Raw genomic sequence first — 15,399 nt, forward strand, 5'->3', positions numbered from 1 at the left:
AGGAATGAGGTAGAGCGATGACAGTGCATTTCATTGGCGCAGGCCCCGGCGCCGCCGACCTGATCACGGTGCGCGGCCGCGACCTGATCGGCAAATGCCCGGTCTGCCTCTATGCCGGATCGATCGTTTCGCCGGAATTGCTGCAATATTGCCCGCCCGGCGCCCGCATCATCGACACGGCGCCGATGTCGCTGGACGAGATCGCGGCGGAATATCTGAAAGCGGCGGAAGCCGGCGAGGATGTCGCGCGCCTGCATTCCGGCGATCTCTCGGTCTGGAGCGCGGTCGCCGAGCAGATCCGCCGGCTTCAACAGCATGGCATCGACTATACGCTCACTCCCGGCGTTCCGGCTTTCGCGGCCGCGGCCTCGGCGCTCGGCCGTGAACTGACCATCCCGGCCGTCGCCCAAAGCCTGGTCCTGACGCGGGTTTCCGGCCGCGCCTCGCCGATGCCGAACAGCGAGACGCTGGAAAAATTCGGCGCGACAGGCGCGACGCTGGCGATCCATCTGGCCATTCACGCACTCAGCGAGGTCGTAGAAGACCTGACGCCGCTTTACGGAGCCGATTGCCCGGTTGCGATCGTCGTCAAGGCATCCTGGCCGGATGAGCGGATCGTTCGGGGCACGCTGGCCACGATCGAGGAAAAGGTGCGGGCCGAACCGATCGAACGCACCGCGCTGATCTTCGTCGGTCCATCGCTTGCCGCCAGCGATTTCCGTGAAAGCTCGCTCTACGACCCCACCTATCAGCGTCGGTTCCGCGGCCGTCAATAACGCCTGATACCGTTGCAAATCACGCTGAAATTTCCTCTAGTCAGCGCGGCAGGCCGCCAGACAACAGAGGATCAGGAAATGCAGCGCATTACCATCACCATCGATGACGATCTTCTGGAGACGATCGATACGATCAGCGCGCAACGCGGCTATGCCAGCCGCTCGGAAACCTTGCGCGATCTCGTTCGCGATGCCGTCACCCGCGCGCAGCCGACCATCGACGGCGAAGCCAGATGCTACGCGGCGCTTACCTATGTCTACGAACACGAAACCCGCGACCTGTCGCGGCGGTTGACGACCGCGCAGCACGATCATCACGATCTTTCAGTCTCGACCCTACATGTTCATATCGATGGGCACGAGTGCCTCGAAGTTTCCGTGCTGAAGGGCAAGGCGGACGAGATAAAGACGTTTGCCGACAGCGTCGTGACGCAACGCGGCGTGCGCTTCGGGAACCTGCACATCATCCCATCGGACCATGATGCGGATCATCCCGAAACGCATTCGCACGATTGAGCCGGCGGGCAAGTTGCCCGCGGACTACCGGATCAATCAGAGCCGGGCCGCAATATAGGCCATGCTCTCCTTGAGAGCCGCAACCGGATCCTTCAAGGCATGCACGGCCGGAGCAAAGGGTTCGAAGGATGCCGGACCGGCATAACCGGCGGAAAGCAATGCCCGCAACTGGCCGACATTGTCGAGACGGTCTTCGGCATCGACGAGAACGCGATGCGGATCCCGCATGTCGGCAACCGAAACGCCGGCATCGCTGACGCCGGAAACATGCACGAGCCCGGTCAGATCCGGGAAGATCGCGGATTCGCCGGCGAGGTGATGGTGGAAGGTGTCATGCACCAGGCAGAACGTGGATTTCGCCCCGAGCTCCTCGATCGCGGCCGCCGCTTCGCTCTTCAGGCGCAGCGAGCAGATCTCGAAGCCGAGCGGCTCCACCAACCCCACGATACCGGCAGCCTCCAGCATCGGCTTCAGGGCCGAGAGCGCCTTGCGAAGATTGGCGCGGCGCGCCTCCGGCTCGCGGCCGCTGCCGTCGTTGACCGGCACGAGAACGAGAGCCCTGGCGCCGCTGTCATGGGCGTAACGGATCAGCTCCGCCGCTTCCCGGGCGCGCTCATCATTCCATTCATTGAAGCGCTGCAGCGCATTGATGGAGATGATCGTCAGTCCGTAGCGCGCAGCAAGCTCCTTGACGCTGGTTGCCGGCGTGCCGTCCAGGATCGCGTTGCCGGCAAGATCGTTGCGAATCTCGACGCTGTCGACACCGAGCTCCTTTGCAGCGGCAAAGAACGATTCCAGGCTCAGGGACGGCGCGCACATATGATTGAGCGCGAAACGAATGGAACTCATGATAGGCATTCCTCCTCAAGGCGTCCGGCCGCAAAAGACATCTCGATCCGCCGCGCCTGCTTTGCGAAGGACTAATGAGATTCATGGCCTTGTTCCATCGGCCTTAGACATCATTCCTGATAGATTTATCCCACTTATGATGGAATTCCATCATAGCTGCTAGATGTTTTCCGAAACGAAGATCTCAAACGGCAGGAAGCTCTGGCCGGGTACCGCGGCCTCGCCATTCTCGATCGCCGCGATCATGAGGCCCATCAGCTCCTTGCAGAGCGCCGGCAACGGCGTGCCGATCGCCATGGCAACGACATCGTCGGCGAGCGCCGCCTTCGATTCCGGCGTCAGCTCGTTGACGACAACAATCAGCTTGCCGGCCAGCCGCTCCTCGCGGATAGCGGAAATTGCGCCCTCCATGCCACCGCCGCAGACGTAGAAACCGATAAGGTCGGGGTGCTTCTGAAGCAGATCGAGCGTCGCCTCATGCGTGATTTCCGGCGTGTCGAGATTGATAAGCGTATCGAGCACCTCGAAATCAGGCGCATTCTCGCGAAAATAGGAGCGAAAACCGATCTCGCGCAGCTCATGACCTAGAAAGCGATGGCTGCCGACGAAGCAGGCGACCTTGCCGGGGCGACGGGCCGAACGCGCGATGATCCACGCCGCCGTGCGCCCGACTTTCCGGTTGTCGACGCCGATATAGCCCTGGCGCGCGGTGGTGGAGAAATCCGACAGCAGGGAAAAGACCGGAATGCCTTTTTCCTTCAACTCCTCGATCGCAGCCGTCACGGCCGGATAATCCGGCGCGACGAGCGCAACGGCCTGGCTGCGGGCGGCCATCGCCTTCAGTCTCTCGACGATGGCGGTCGGCGTCGAGGCTGGCACGAAATCCACATGCGCGTTGATCCGTGCCGTCGTCATCGCCTGCGCCGCGACCACCACCTCCTTGGCGAATGCCTGGTAGAAGGCCTGAACCGGCTTCTGCAACACGAAACCCAATCGATATTGCGGCAGGTCTTCGAAGACACGCTGACGCAGGAGGCCGACGGCGTGATAGCCGATTTCCTGCGCCGCCTCATACACCCGTCTGGCCGTTTCTTCCCGAACGCGGTGACGTCCGTTCAGCACGCGATCGATCGTGGCGACGCTGACGCCGGATACCTTGGCGAGATCGGATATGGTGGGGCGACGCATGGCTGCTCCTGAGATATGTCATCATTCATGACATCAGAGTTTGATGTGTTTTGATAGATTCCATCATTCCCGCATTGAGGCAAGCAAAAAGTCGATCTATCGTTTCCGGCATTGAGGCGCGGCGCTGTTGCGCATCGCGGGAGGCAGGGATGACGACGACAATCAAGCGTGACTACGATCTGCTCGGCGCAAGCGGCAGGCTGGCCGTGGAGACCGGACTTGCGGCTGCCGAATGGTATCATACCGATGTTCCGCGCAAGGACATGAAGGCGCTGATGCAGCGTTCCGACATGCCGGCGATCCGCGACACCATTCTCTGGCTCGGCACCATGGTGGTCTTTGCCGGGCTGGGTATCTATTTCTGGGGGTCGTGGATCTCTGTCCCCTTCTTCCTGGCTTACGGCGTGCTCTACGGCTCGGCCTCGGACAGCCGCTGGCATGAATGCGGTCACGGCACGGCGTTCAAGACGCGCTGGATGAACGATGTGGTCTACCAGATCGCCTGCTTCATGATCATGCGCAATCCGGTCACCTGGCGCTGGAGCCATGCGCGCCACCACACCGATACCGTCATCGTCGGCCGTGATCCGGAGATTGCCGTCATGCGGCCGCCGGATCTCTTGCGCCTCGTCCTGAATTTCTTCGGCATTCTCGATGCCTGGTATGCAATCGTCGATATGCTGCGCAACGCCGCCGGCGTCGTCAGCGCCGCGGAAAAGAGCTTCATCCCCGAAATGGAGCAGCCAAAGGCCATTCGCATCGCCCGCATCTGGCTTGCCATCTATGCCGTGACCATTGCGGCGGCGATCGCCATGGGCTCGATCCTGCCGTTGATGCTGATCGGCCTTCCCCGGCTCTATGGTGCCTGGCATCACGTCCTGACCGGCCTGCTGCAGCATGGCGGCCTCGCCGACAACGTCATCGATCACCGGCTGAACAGCCGCACCGTCATGATGAACCCTGTCAGCCGCTTCATCTACTGGAACATGAACTACCATGTCGAACACCACATGTTCCCGATGGTGCCCTATCACGCGCTGCCAAGGCTGCATGCGATGATCAAGCACGATCTGCCGGCCGCCAATCCGTCCATGTGGTCCGGCTATCGCGAAATGATACCGGCGTTCCTGCGGCAATTGCGCAACGAGGATTACTTCCTGAAGCGCGAGCTGCCGCCGACTGCCAGGCCTTATCGCGAGGAGTTCCACGGCGAGCTACCGTCCGCAGCCGCCCAGTAAGACTGAAATCGCAAAGGGAGGAAGACATGAACAACTGGATCGAAGTCTGCGCCGCTGACGCAATTGACGAAGAAGATGTGATCCGCTTCGATCACGACGGGAAAACCTTCGCCGTCTATCGCAGTCCCGAGGACGATTATTTTGCCACCGACGGCCTGTGCACGCACGAGAAGATCCATCTCGCCGACGGCCTCGTCATGGACAACATCATCGAATGTCCCAAGCACAATGGCCGCTTCGACTATCGCACGGGCGAAGCCAAGGGGGCTCCGGTCTGCGTCAATCTGCAGACCTATCCCGTCAAGGTCGAAAATGGCACCGTTTTCATCGGGCTCTGAGGGGGCAAGCGTGGCTCATTTCGTCATCGTCGGCGCCGGAGAATGCGGCGCACGCGCAGCCTTTGCGCTTCGTGAAAAGGGATTTGACGGCGACGTCACCCTGATCGGCAGCGAGCCGCTCGCGCCATACGAACGCCCCCCGCTTTCGAAGGGCGGGGCGGATGAGGCACCGGAGCCGAAATTCATCGCCACGCCGGAGCGTTACCGAGAACAATCGATCGACCTGAGGCTCAATGCGACGGTGACAGCGATCGATCCTTTCACAAAGACGATCGGGCTCGCGGACGGACAAACGCTCGGCTACGACAAGCTCCTGCTCACGACCGGCGCCTCGGCACGCGGTTTTCCCGGTGCCCGCGGCGCATCCGGGCGCATCCGGGTGCTGCGCACCCATGCGGATGCGATGGCCTTGCATGCCGCTCTCCGCGCCGGGCAGCACATCGCCATCATCGGCGGCGGCTTCATCGGCCTGGAGTTGGTGGCAACGGCGCGTATGCGCGGCGCGAACGTCACCCTCATCGAAGGCCTGTCGCGGGTGTTGAAGCGCGGCGTGCCGGAGGCGATCGCCGAGGCCGTGACGGAACGTCATCGCCGGGAAGGCGTGGATATTCGTTGCAGCCAGGTAATCGAATCCGTTGAGGAACAGGCCGACAAGGCGGTCATTCGCCTCGCCGGCGGCGGCATGATTTCCGCCGATCTGCTGCTCGTCGGCATCGGCGCCCTGCCGAATGTCGCGCTTGCTGCGGAAGCGGGTCTTGCGATCGACAACGGTATTGCCGTCAACGAACGGCTTGAGACCTCTGTTTCCGGCATCTATGCGGCGGGCGATTGCTGCTCCTTTCCGCTGGCACTTTATGGCGGACGGCGCGTTCGCCTGGAATCCTGGCGCAATGCGCAGGAACAGGCAAACCTGGCCGCCGCCAACATGCTGGGGGAAGACGCGGAAATATCCGCCGTCCCATGGTTCTGGTCGGACCAGTATGACCTGACATTGCAGATCGCCGGCCTGGCCGACGAGGCGGTCACCCATGTACGGCGCGATCTTGGCGACGGAGCGTTCATCCTCTTCCACCTCGGCGCGGATGGACGGCTGCTCGCCGCCAGCGGTATCGGCCGTGGCAATGCCATCGCACGCGACATCCGCCTTGCCGAAATGCTGATCGCCGCCCGCGCCTGTCCGGATTGCGCCGCTCTGGCGGCAAATTCGGTCAAGCTGAAGTCGCTGCTCGCCGCATAAGATCGCTCCTAGACCTTGACGACGGGCGATGAAGCATAAATGTCTTCCTGTAACCGCAAACGGGGGAAGCAATGAAGATACTCGGCATATCGGGCAGCCTGCGCAAAGGCTCTTTCAACACCGCCCTGCTTCACGCCGCCGCCGAACTGGCGCCAAGCGGTGTCGAGCTGATTGCACGCACCATTCATGGCGTGCCGCTCTATGACGCAGACCTCGAGGCTGCGGAGGGCATTCCCGAAAAAGTACGCGAACTCAAGGATTTGGCCATCGCTGCCGATGGGCTGATCCTGTTTACGCCGGAATATAACAACTCGCTTCCCGGGGTGTTCAAGAACGCCATCGACTGGATGAGCCGGCCGTCCAGCGATATCGCCCAGGTCTTCGGCGCAAAGCCGATCGCCGTTCTCGGGGCTTCGCCCGGCAATTTCGGCACCATCCTCAGCCAGAACGCCTGGCTGACGGTGTTGCGCACGCTCGGGGCCGATCCATGGTTCGGCGGCCGGCTGATGGTGTCGCGCGCCGGCAGCGTCTTCGATGAAAATGGCCAGATGGTCGATGAAAAAGTGAAACACAATCTCACGGTTTTCATCGAAGGCTTCAGCGCCTTCGTCTCGGACCGCAAAAAGGGCTGACACGCCGCTCGCCGCTGGGCCGAAGGGCAAATATGAAGCCTATGATTGAACCGACGAATAGCCTAATGTGACTGTGGCGCCGGGTCCCGACGCCTCCGGGGCCCCGCACATCGTCTTCCTTCGAAAACCATGAAATCCAATAGTATCGGTTACGTCTTCACGCTGTTGGCGATCACCATATTCGCCATACAGGACGGCATATCCAAGCATCTCGTCAGCGCCTATCCGCCGCTTCTGGTGGCGATGATCCGTTATTGGGCTTTCATGCTGTTCGCCATCGCGATGGCCTCGCGCGCGCCGGGCGGCCTGCGACGCAATGTCATTACCAAGCGCCCCTTCCTACAGATCGCCCGCGGCCTGCTGCTGGCCGCACAGATCGTCGTCGCCATCTCATCCTTCGTCATCGTCGGACTGGCCCATTCGCAGGCGATTTTCTCCTCCGGCCCGCTCATGGTGGCGCTGCTTTCCATACCGATCCTCGGCGAGAAGGTCGGCTGGCGGCGATGGCTGGCGATCTGCTTCGGTTTCGTCGGCGTGCTGCTGATCCTGAAGCCCGAAAGCGGTGTTTTCGATGCGCGCTTTCTGGTGCCGCTTTTCGGCGCACTGCTGTTTTCGCTCTATGTCGTTCTTACCCGTTACGTCAGCCGCGAGGACGGGGCCATGACCAGCTTTTTCTATACAGGCGTGGTGGGCGCCGTCGCCATGAGCTGCATCGGGCCTTTCTTCTGGACGCAGCTTGCGCCGCATGACTGGATCTTCATGGGCATTCTCTGCCTCACGGGCGTTTCGAGCCACTATTTCCTCATTCGCGCCTACGACATGCTCGACGCGGTGGTCATCCAGCCCCTGACCTATTTGCAGCTCGTGTTCTCCGCCATCATCGGCGTCACCATCTTCGGTGAAAAGCTGAGCGCGCCCATGATCCTGGGCGCGCTCATCGTCGTTGCGGCGGGCATATTCACGATCTGGCGTGAACATGCCCTGGCAAGAGCAAGGGTCAAGGCCTGCAGGGCATAAACAGATTATGCATCCACCTGGGCACGCGGCTGCGCCTCCGTGTAGTAGCTCACATATTTCTGGCGATAACGCTCCGTTCCGCCAAAGTCGCTGTAGCGCGGCAATTCCGACATGTCGGTCTTGTTGAGGATGACGCCGAGGATACGCGAATTGATCTGCGGCTCCTGCTCCAGGACATCACGAACAAGGTTAGTGGGTGTCGCGCCCCATTCCGTGACGAGCAGGAAGGCATCGACTTGCGGGGCGAAGGCCTTGGCATCGATGACCGGTCCCAGAGGCGCAAGATCGACGATGATATAGTCGAACATCTTGCGGGCATTTTCCATGAGGTGTTGCATGCCCTGCGACGACAAGAGCTCGCTGGTGTGCAGCAGCTGATCGCGCACGACCACTGGCAGGATGGCAAGTTTGGTGCGCGGATCGACCTTCACGGCATTGGTCCATGGAACTTCACCGAGCACGACCTCGATCAAGCCGGCCTGCGGCGGCGACTTCAGCGTCCGGCTGAGGCCCGGATTGCGCAAGTCGGCATCGATGAGCAGCGTGCGCTTGCCGCTGCTGGCGAGCAGTGCGGCAAAATTGGCTGCCGTCGTCGACTTGCCCTCGCCCGGCAGTGCCGAGACGACGCCGATCACGCGATCGGCGCGACCTTGCAGCATGACGTCGCTGGCAAGCTTGGCGTTCCTCAATGTCTCGGCGAAGATCGAACGCGGCGCCTCGACCGAAATGCGCATCATGCGCTCGAACGCGACACCATTCTCGGCCTCGCCCGCCGTTGCCGGTTCGGCTCCGGCATTGGCCTTGCGGGCCTTCTTCCTGGTCTTGCCCTGCTGGCCGAGCAGGGGCAGATAACCGAGGAATTTCAGCCCGAGCGCCGAGCGCACGTCGGCCTCGACGCGGAAAAAGCGGTCTCGGAATTCCTGGAAGGCGGCCAGGCCGGCACCGGCCATCAGGCCGAGGATCACGGAAAGCGCCATCACGAGCGTCTTCTTCGGGCTCGACGGCGCGGTTGGCACGCCCGCAACCGAGATGACGCGCGCCTTGGCGATCGGGAAGGAACGCTGCTGCGTCGCCTCCTCGAAGCGGCCGAGATAGGATTCGTAGAGCGTCTTCAGGGCCGTCGCCTTCTGGTTCAGCTCATTCAGGTGAACCAGCGACTTGTTGGCTTCGGAATTCTTGCCGACGACCTTGTCGATGCTCTCGCGCAGCGATTCCGCCCGCGATTGCGCAACGTCAAGCTCGTTCTTGTAGCTGGCGGTAAGCTGCTGAAGCTCCTGGTAGATCTGCCGCGTGATGTCCTGGCGTTCTGCGCGAAGCGCGACGGCCTGCGGATGGTCGGCGCCAAAATTCTGTGTGACATCCTGCTCGCGCTTCTCGACGGCGAGATAACGCGTCTTCAGATCCTGCAGTACCGAGTTGTCGGTCTGGCTCGACGAGATGGTGGCGTTCCTGACGGCGTTGTCCGGACCTTGGTCGATGATCGATTTATACTGGTTGTAGCGCGCGGATGCGCTCGCCGTATCGGCCTGGGCGATGATCAGCTGCTTGTTCAAATCGGAAATCTGCTGCTCCGACATCAACTCGCCGCCGGTCGAGGTCAGCCCATTGTCGGCCTTGTACTTCTCGACTTCGAGCGACGCTTCCTGCGCACGCTGGCGCAGGTCGTTCAAGCGCTCCTGCAGCCAGACGGAGGCGCGCTCGGTCGCGTCGAAATTGGCGTTCAGCTGGTCGGTCAGATAGGCGTCGGCATAGGCGCGCGTGACTTTGGCGGCCAGCAGCTTGTCGGTCGAGCTGAAGGACACGGCAACGACCGAGCTTCGCGTGACCCGCTCGACCTTGAGACCGTCCTGCAGGACGGCCGCTACCTTCTGCCGCTGTGCTTCGCGCTGCTCTTCCGGCGTCATCGGCGGGCGTCCAGGCGTAAAGATGCTGGCGATCAGGCCGGCACCGGACTTGAGCAGGGCCGCCGGCGACTGCGGGGGATTAAGGAGCTTGGCGTTGTCGGAAAGGCCGGCCTGATCGACGACACGCAAAGCCATCTCGTTCGATTTCAGGATTTCGACGGCGCTGGCGATCTCCATGTCCGCCTGTTGGCTGCTGGCGGCAGGCGGCTGATCCTCAGCATATTTCGTCATGCTTTCATCGAGCAGGATCTGCGTCATCGACGTATAGCTCGACGTGGCGGTCAGCAGATAGGCGACGGCCAGAATGACAAAAGCGGCAACGGCGAAAATGATGGTACGGATGCGACGGACCACGACGGCCATCAGCCGATCGAGATCGATAAAGCTATCCTGCGACTCCGCTTGCGGAAGAGCGCTCTGGAAAGTGAAGTTCTTTTGATGCATGGCGACCACCTTGTCGGAGAAGCCTGAATGAACAATAGCCATGGCCTGCGGCCTTCCCGGCCGCAGGCCATGATGTGAACAGGCTTAAGCGGCGGTCATCTGCGCTTCGTGCGAGACGACCAGATTGCGGATCGAGTCATAGACCAGGCCGCCGATATCGGCGCGGGCGAGCGCGAAGGCCACGTTTGCTTCGATGAAGCCGTGCTTGGACCCGCAGTCGAACGTGCGTCCGTTGTAGACCTGGGCATGGAACGATTGCGTCTCGGAGAGGCGCAGCATGCCGTCGGTCAGCTGGATCTCGTTGCCGGCGCCGCGCTCCTGGCGGGCCAGAATATCGAAGATCTCAGGCTGCAGAATATAGCGGCCATTGAGGTAAAAGTTTGAAGGCGCCTCCGACGGATGCGGCTTTTCGACCATTTTGGTCACGGCAAAGCCATGACGTACCGCCGAGCCCTTGCCGATGATGCCGTATTTCGACGTCTCTTCCGGAGCGCACTCCTCGACCGCGACGATATTGCCGCCGACCTCATTATAGAGATCCATCAGGCCGGCCATGCAGCCGCGCATGCCGTAGCAGAGCATATCGGGCAAAAGCAGCGCGAAGGGTTCGTTGCCGATCAGATCGCGGGCACACCAAACGGCGTGGCCGAGACCGAGCGGAGCCTGCTGCCGGGTGAAACTGACCGAACCCGGCCGGGGCAGAAGGCGTTCCAGCTCGCTGACCTGATGGCTCTTGCCAGCGCGCTGCAGCGAGGAAATCAGCTCCGGCGTATCGTCGAAGTGATCTTCGATCGCCGACTTGTTGCGGCTGGTGACGAAGACGATATGCTCAATGCCGGCTTCGATGGCTTCATCGACGGCATATTGCACGACCGGACGATCGACGATCGTCAGCATCTCCTTCGGCATGGCCTTTGTGGCGGGCAGGAAACGTGTTCCGTTGCCGGCAACCGGAATGACTGCTTTTCTCACACGATGCTTGGGGTCCATGGCTCTATCCTTTGTTAGAGTGAGGGCCTGCGCTCATATTTGGCAGGGGCGAGGAGAGTTGAGAGGTCGGCGCCGGCTGGCGACTGCCCCACAGGGCAGTGGCAAGACGACGAAAGCGGGCAGCAACCGGCATGCTGAGATGGCGCACCGCGCGCGGGTTGAGGCAGGCGATCTTCAGCATGGTCTGCAGTTCGCGCTCCTTGATGCTGTCGACCAGCTTCAGGAATGCGATGACCTCTTTCAGGTTGCGCGTGCGCCGCCTTTGCGCGGCAAGGGCCGCGGCGCCGAAGGGATGTTCGGCGAAAAATTTGGCATCGGCCGCGATCATCGCCTCGACGTGCTCTTTCTTGAGAACCCTCGAGATCGATCCTTCGCGAATGTAATAAAGATAGCCTACGCTTGGCTCGACAACGCAGATACCGCCTCGGGCGAGTGCCGACGCCAGAAAAATATAGTCCTCACCGATCCGCAGTGCCTCGTCGAAGCGCAGATGGTGCTTCTCGATGAAGGCGCGCTCGAAGACCGGCTTCATGTAGCCGAAATTGTGCTCCGATTGGAAAATCATGTTCGAGGCGATGAATTTGGCCAGCGAGAGCAGCGGCATGCGCGCCAACATCGGCTCGGGGAACATCGGCAGCATGGTCCCCACGTCCTCGCGAATGACGTCGAGATTATCGACCGCGATCTGCGCATCGGCTTTTTCCGCTCGGGCGATCAGACGCGCCATTCGGTCCGGGCGCAGGGCGTCGTCGGAATCGAGCACGGCAACCCAGCGGCCGCGGGCCGCATCAAGCCCGGCGTTGCGGGCCGCCCCCGGCCCGCCATTGCGGGCCATGGCGACGAGACGCACGCGCGGATCGGGATGATTGCCGGCAATGTCGCGCGTACCGTCCGTCGAGCAATCGTCGATGACGATCACTTCCATGCTGACGGCGCCTTGCGCCAGCGCGCTGTCGATGGCGCGAGCGAGCGTCTCCTGCGCATTGTAGGCAGCGATGACGAAACTGACATCGGGGATGAAATCCGTCATTGCGGTGCTTTCTCCAGACTTCCGTATTGCTCGATTTCGCGAACTCCGAAGAGACCGCTGACAACGCCGGCATGCATGATGCCGCGCAAGCCATAGCGATGCCGCTTGATCGGAGACGCGAAGAGCAGCGCCGCTGCAACAAAACAGAAGGCGGATTTGGTGGCTGCGAGCGCAATCGCGCGCCAGCGTCCGAGCCCGCTCGTGGCCTCCAGCAGCATGCGGCCGTGTGTCTGACCCATGCGATACCGGCGCTTCGAGAGCCAGGACACCGACGCCCGCCCGTTGGGAACGGGTTCGTAGACCAGCGCGTCCTCGGCATAGGCGATCCTGCCGCCCGCCTTGTGCATGTGGGTGAAAAATTCGGTATCCTCGCCGCCGCTGCGGCCAAGAGCGATATTGAAGCGCCGACCGGCAAGCGAAGGCGCAGCTCGACGCAGCAACACGTTGCAGGTGTAGCCGGTCAGAATTTCGCCCGCGACCCAGACGGGCAAGGTCGAGTGAAAATCGCCGCGCTGCATCCAGGCCGGAGCGACATTTGCATAGACCGCCTGGACCGGGCCGAGGACGGCATCCGCGCCGGTCGTATCGGCCATGACGAGCATTTCCGTCAGCCAGTCTTCCGAAGCCGTCTCGTCGTCGTCGATGAAAGCAAGGAAATCGCCGCTCGCATGATCGAGGCAGGCATTGCGGGCAATCGAGATGTTCGACGCCGGGCAATGGACATAGAGGATTTCGAAAGGCACGGCCGAACGCATGGCGTCGACACGGCTCCGGGCGCTCGGTGTCACATCATTGTCCGCAACGATGATCCGGACCACAGCGCCCGTGGGAACGCTGAGCACGGCAAGCGACAGCAACGTCTGATCGAGCTCCGCCCGCCGATAGGTGCAGACCGCTATGTCGATCCTTATGGGGCGTCGATGGACTTGTGTCATGACGCGATCCTGCGGTTGCGGAAGCTGAAGACCTCCATCCAGAACCCCATCGACCAGGCGAAATGCATGACCATGGCGGAGATGGCGGCCAGCGGCCCATAGGGGTTCTTCTGGCCAAGCGCGATCCAGAAGCCGTAGGCGATGCACGCCACGGCCCAGAGGCCGACCGGAATAACCGCAATCCAGTTAAGGATGGCGAGAAACGCGCCAATGAAGATCGGCACGACCGCGAGCGGCAGCATCTGGCGCAGGCTCGGCATGCTGCGGTGCTTGAGAATGTTGCGGGCGCGACCGCGGCCGTAGCCGAGATATTGCTTGAAGAGCGTCGGAATGCTGGCACGCGGATAATAGGTCATGGCCGTCTTGTCCGTGAGCCAGATCCGATACCCCGCCTTGTTGAGCCGGAAATCCAGCTCCGCATCCTCGTTGTGGCTGAAAGTCTCGTCATAGCCATCGACCGCGCGGAAGGCTGCGACACGCATCAACGCATGATGCCCATGTTCGGCCCAATGGCCCTTGGCGCCTTCGCGATGTTTCGAGCCGCCATTGCCCAGCTTGGAGTTCTGCGCCACGGCCGTCGCCTTCTGGAAAGCGCTGAAGCCCATGGTGCGCATGGCAACGACAACGGAATCGGCTCCGGTCGCGCCGGCTTCCTGAACCAGCGTCTGGCAATAGTCGTCCGGATATTCACCATGCGCGTCAATGCGGATGAAGTAGTCGTAGTCATCGCCAAAGGTTTCTATGGCGAGATTGATCGCGGCACTTTGCAGGCGCTTCGGATTGTCGAGTAGAAGAACGCGCGGATCGCTGGCTGCGATATCTCTCACGATCTCGCGCGTGCGATCGGTGCTGCCACCATCAGCCACCACGATCCTTGCGTCGAGCTCATCGAGAGCCTGACCGAGCTTGCGGATCAGCGGCTCGATGTGCTTTTCCTCGTTGAGGCAAGGAATAACGATTATGCAGCGCATATCCCCTGAACGTCCGTTCGTCATTGCAATCCACCTCTATTGCGATGCAGTTGTGGGAGGGCCTGTACTTCGGCGATCTGCTCGTTGGCGCGCGTCAGCGACGCCAGCCGTTGCACCAATCCATGGCAGTCGGCCCGATCGATCATCCACTGCTTGCGATCCTGAGAGGCGACGGCCTCGAAAGCGGCGAGATAACGCTGCTCGTCCATCTCGCCCAGCAGTGCGGCCAGATGCGTGGCATCGGCCGTATCGAGCATAAGCCCGATCCTTCGGCTGGCCAGAAACCGTGCCGTCTCGGTGCCATCGATCGCGATCGGTACGGCGCCATGGAGGCCGCCCTCATAGAGGCGGTTCGGCAGCAGCCAGCTCGAATTCAACCCTTCTTCGAAGAAGTCGATCGCCCAGGAGAACTGGACGTCGTTGTAGATCCCCGCAAGATCCTCGGGATTCTTGTAGGGGCCGGCAAAATGAATGAAGGGCGCATCGCGCACGACGCGGTCAAAGTCATCGAATTGCGAATAGGCCGGACGGCCCCGCAGCACGATCTCGAAACGACCTCCCATCTGGCGGGAGAAATCGTCGAGCAAAGCCAGCGACTTGCGGCAGCGAAGCGCGCCGAACCAGCCGATCTTCCACGGTTCGCCTGCAGCCGGCGGCCGCGCGACCGGGGCAACGATGCTGGCCGCGGGTTCAAGCGCAAGGACCTTGTTTTCAAGCAGCATGATCGGCAGCTCCAGGCCGGAGCGCGGACGGAAGTAACGCTCCACGAAGGCCGGCGAGCTGGTCATCAGCAGGGATGCCTGCGAGCCGAAATGGCGTTCCGCAGCACGCAGCGCGCCGCCCACCATGTCGTCCCGCAACAGCAGCCGATGGACATCGAGGCATTCGTAGACGACCGGCATATCGCCCCCGAATATGGATTTGGCGCGATTGGCCAGCACCAGCATTTCCAGATTGCGCCCGATGATGACATCCGGCCTTGCAACCGACTGCAACGCGCCGCGCAATTTTACCGCCGACCGGGTCACGGCGGCCACACGCTGGGCGAACTGGGCGTCCTGCGTCCTGCCAAGCTCGATCGGCTCGATGCCGTCAATGGCGGCAAGCGCGTTGTCATCGCGCCGGAAACCCGCCAGCGTCACGAGCGCGCCGCCGGCCTGCAGCATCAGCACCCGCCGGCGCACGGCGGGATCCGCAAGATCGTGAACGAAGTAAAGGATATGCAGCATCAAGATTTTCGCTTCCGCGCCCGGCCCGAACCGGGCGCTCCGTGTGGTTGGTGTTGCATCGTGGCATTGCAGCCGATCGCAGGGGACGCCGCGCGATCGGCCGGG

At 61.8% G+C, this 15,399-nt stretch carries 15 protein-coding genes; 7 read left to right on the forward strand and 8 right to left on the reverse strand.

Annotated elements, in window-relative coordinates; all coding sequences use genetic code 11:
• The first annotated feature begins 17 nt into the window (after positions 1-17).
• A complete protein-coding gene (gene cobM, locus ACQZ6J_RS17785; protein ID WP_449085050.1) occupies positions 18-776 on the forward strand; it encodes a precorrin-4 C(11)-methyltransferase in 759 nt (252 codons plus the stop codon).
• 78 nt (positions 777-854) lie between these two features.
• Positions 855-1,292 carry a nickel-responsive transcriptional regulator NikR gene (gene nikR, locus ACQZ6J_RS17790; protein ID WP_163990299.1) on the forward strand — a complete coding sequence of 146 codons (438 nt, stop codon included), beginning with the start codon at positions 855-857 and terminating at the stop codon, positions 1,290-1,292.
• 36 nt (positions 1,293-1,328) lie between these two features.
• On the opposite strand, the gene ACQZ6J_RS17795 is transcribed toward nikR, so the two are convergent.
• Together ACQZ6J_RS17795 and ACQZ6J_RS17800 are read right to left on the reverse strand one after the other, a co-directional pair.
• The gene (locus tag ACQZ6J_RS17795; protein ID WP_449085051.1) at positions 1,329-2,141 is read right to left on the reverse strand and encodes a TIM barrel protein; all 813 of its coding nucleotides are present in this window, start codon (positions 2,139-2,141) and stop codon (positions 1,329-1,331) included.
• A gap of 159 nt (positions 2,142-2,300) precedes the next feature.
• Complete coding sequence (locus ACQZ6J_RS17800; RefSeq protein ID WP_449085052.1) at positions 2,301-3,329, reverse strand: LacI family DNA-binding transcriptional regulator; 1,029 nt, start codon at positions 3,327-3,329, stop codon at positions 2,301-2,303.
• A 149-nt stretch (positions 3,330-3,478) separates the two neighbouring features.
• Between ACQZ6J_RS17800 and ACQZ6J_RS17805 the strand changes: the two genes are divergently transcribed.
• From ACQZ6J_RS17805 to ACQZ6J_RS17825, 5 genes are all read left to right on the forward strand, one after another.
• Positions 3,479-4,567 carry a fatty acid desaturase family protein gene (locus ACQZ6J_RS17805; protein ID WP_449085053.1) on the forward strand — a complete coding sequence of 363 codons (1,089 nt, stop codon included), beginning with the start codon at positions 3,479-3,481 and terminating at the stop codon, positions 4,565-4,567.
• A gap of 26 nt (positions 4,568-4,593) precedes the next feature.
• The gene (locus tag ACQZ6J_RS17810; RefSeq protein ID WP_449085054.1) at positions 4,594-4,905 is read left to right on the forward strand and encodes a MocE family 2Fe-2S type ferredoxin; all 312 of its coding nucleotides are present in this window, start codon (positions 4,594-4,596) and stop codon (positions 4,903-4,905) included.
• Positions 4,906-4,915: 10 nt separating this feature from the next.
• Positions 4,916-6,142, forward strand: coding sequence for an NAD(P)/FAD-dependent oxidoreductase (locus tag ACQZ6J_RS17815; protein WP_449085055.1), 1,227 nt, complete (start codon positions 4,916-4,918; stop codon positions 6,140-6,142).
• Between the two features lie 71 nt (positions 6,143-6,213).
• Positions 6,214-6,774, forward strand: a complete 561-nt coding sequence (locus ACQZ6J_RS17820; protein WP_449085056.1) for an NADPH-dependent FMN reductase — start codon at positions 6,214-6,216, stop codon at positions 6,772-6,774.
• Positions 6,775-6,903: 129 nt separating this feature from the next.
• Positions 6,904-7,791, forward strand: a complete 888-nt coding sequence (locus ACQZ6J_RS17825) for a DMT family transporter (RefSeq protein WP_449085057.1) — start codon at positions 6,904-6,906, stop codon at positions 7,789-7,791.
• 5 nt (positions 7,792-7,796) lie between these two features.
• Here ACQZ6J_RS17825 and ACQZ6J_RS17830 read toward each other — a convergent pair whose 3' ends face one another.
• The 6 genes from ACQZ6J_RS17830 to ACQZ6J_RS17855 form a co-directional block, all read right to left on the reverse strand.
• A complete protein-coding gene (locus ACQZ6J_RS17830; RefSeq protein ID WP_163990515.1) occupies positions 7,797-10,139 on the reverse strand; it encodes a polysaccharide biosynthesis tyrosine autokinase in 2,343 nt (780 codons plus the stop codon).
• An 84-nt stretch (positions 10,140-10,223) separates the two neighbouring features.
• On the reverse strand, positions 10,224-11,129 hold the full coding sequence (locus tag ACQZ6J_RS17835) for a UTP--glucose-1-phosphate uridylyltransferase (RefSeq protein WP_163990282.1): 906 nt from the start codon (positions 11,127-11,129) through the stop codon (positions 10,224-10,226).
• 4 nt (positions 11,130-11,133) lie between these two features.
• Positions 11,134-12,159: a glycosyltransferase family 2 protein gene (locus ACQZ6J_RS17840; RefSeq protein WP_449085058.1), complete on the reverse strand. Its 1,026-nt coding sequence runs from the start codon at positions 12,157-12,159 to the stop codon at positions 11,134-11,136.
• Complete coding sequence (locus ACQZ6J_RS17845; protein WP_449085059.1) at positions 12,156-13,094, reverse strand: glycosyltransferase; 939 nt, start codon at positions 13,092-13,094, stop codon at positions 12,156-12,158. The genes ACQZ6J_RS17840 and ACQZ6J_RS17845 overlap by 4 nt, the downstream gene beginning before the upstream one ends.
• The gene (locus ACQZ6J_RS17850) at positions 13,091-14,089 is read right to left on the reverse strand and encodes a glycosyltransferase family 2 protein (protein ID WP_449085060.1); all 999 of its coding nucleotides are present in this window, start codon (positions 14,087-14,089) and stop codon (positions 13,091-13,093) included. Before ACQZ6J_RS17850 ends, ACQZ6J_RS17845 begins: the two co-directional genes overlap by 4 nt.
• Complete coding sequence (locus ACQZ6J_RS17855; protein ID WP_449085061.1) at positions 14,086-15,294, reverse strand: glycosyl transferase family 1; 1,209 nt, start codon at positions 15,292-15,294, stop codon at positions 14,086-14,088. The genes ACQZ6J_RS17850 and ACQZ6J_RS17855 overlap by 4 nt, the downstream gene beginning before the upstream one ends.
• Between the last annotated feature and the right edge of the window lie 105 nt (positions 15,295-15,399).

The organism is Rhizobium sp. A37_96, assembly GCF_053521765.1.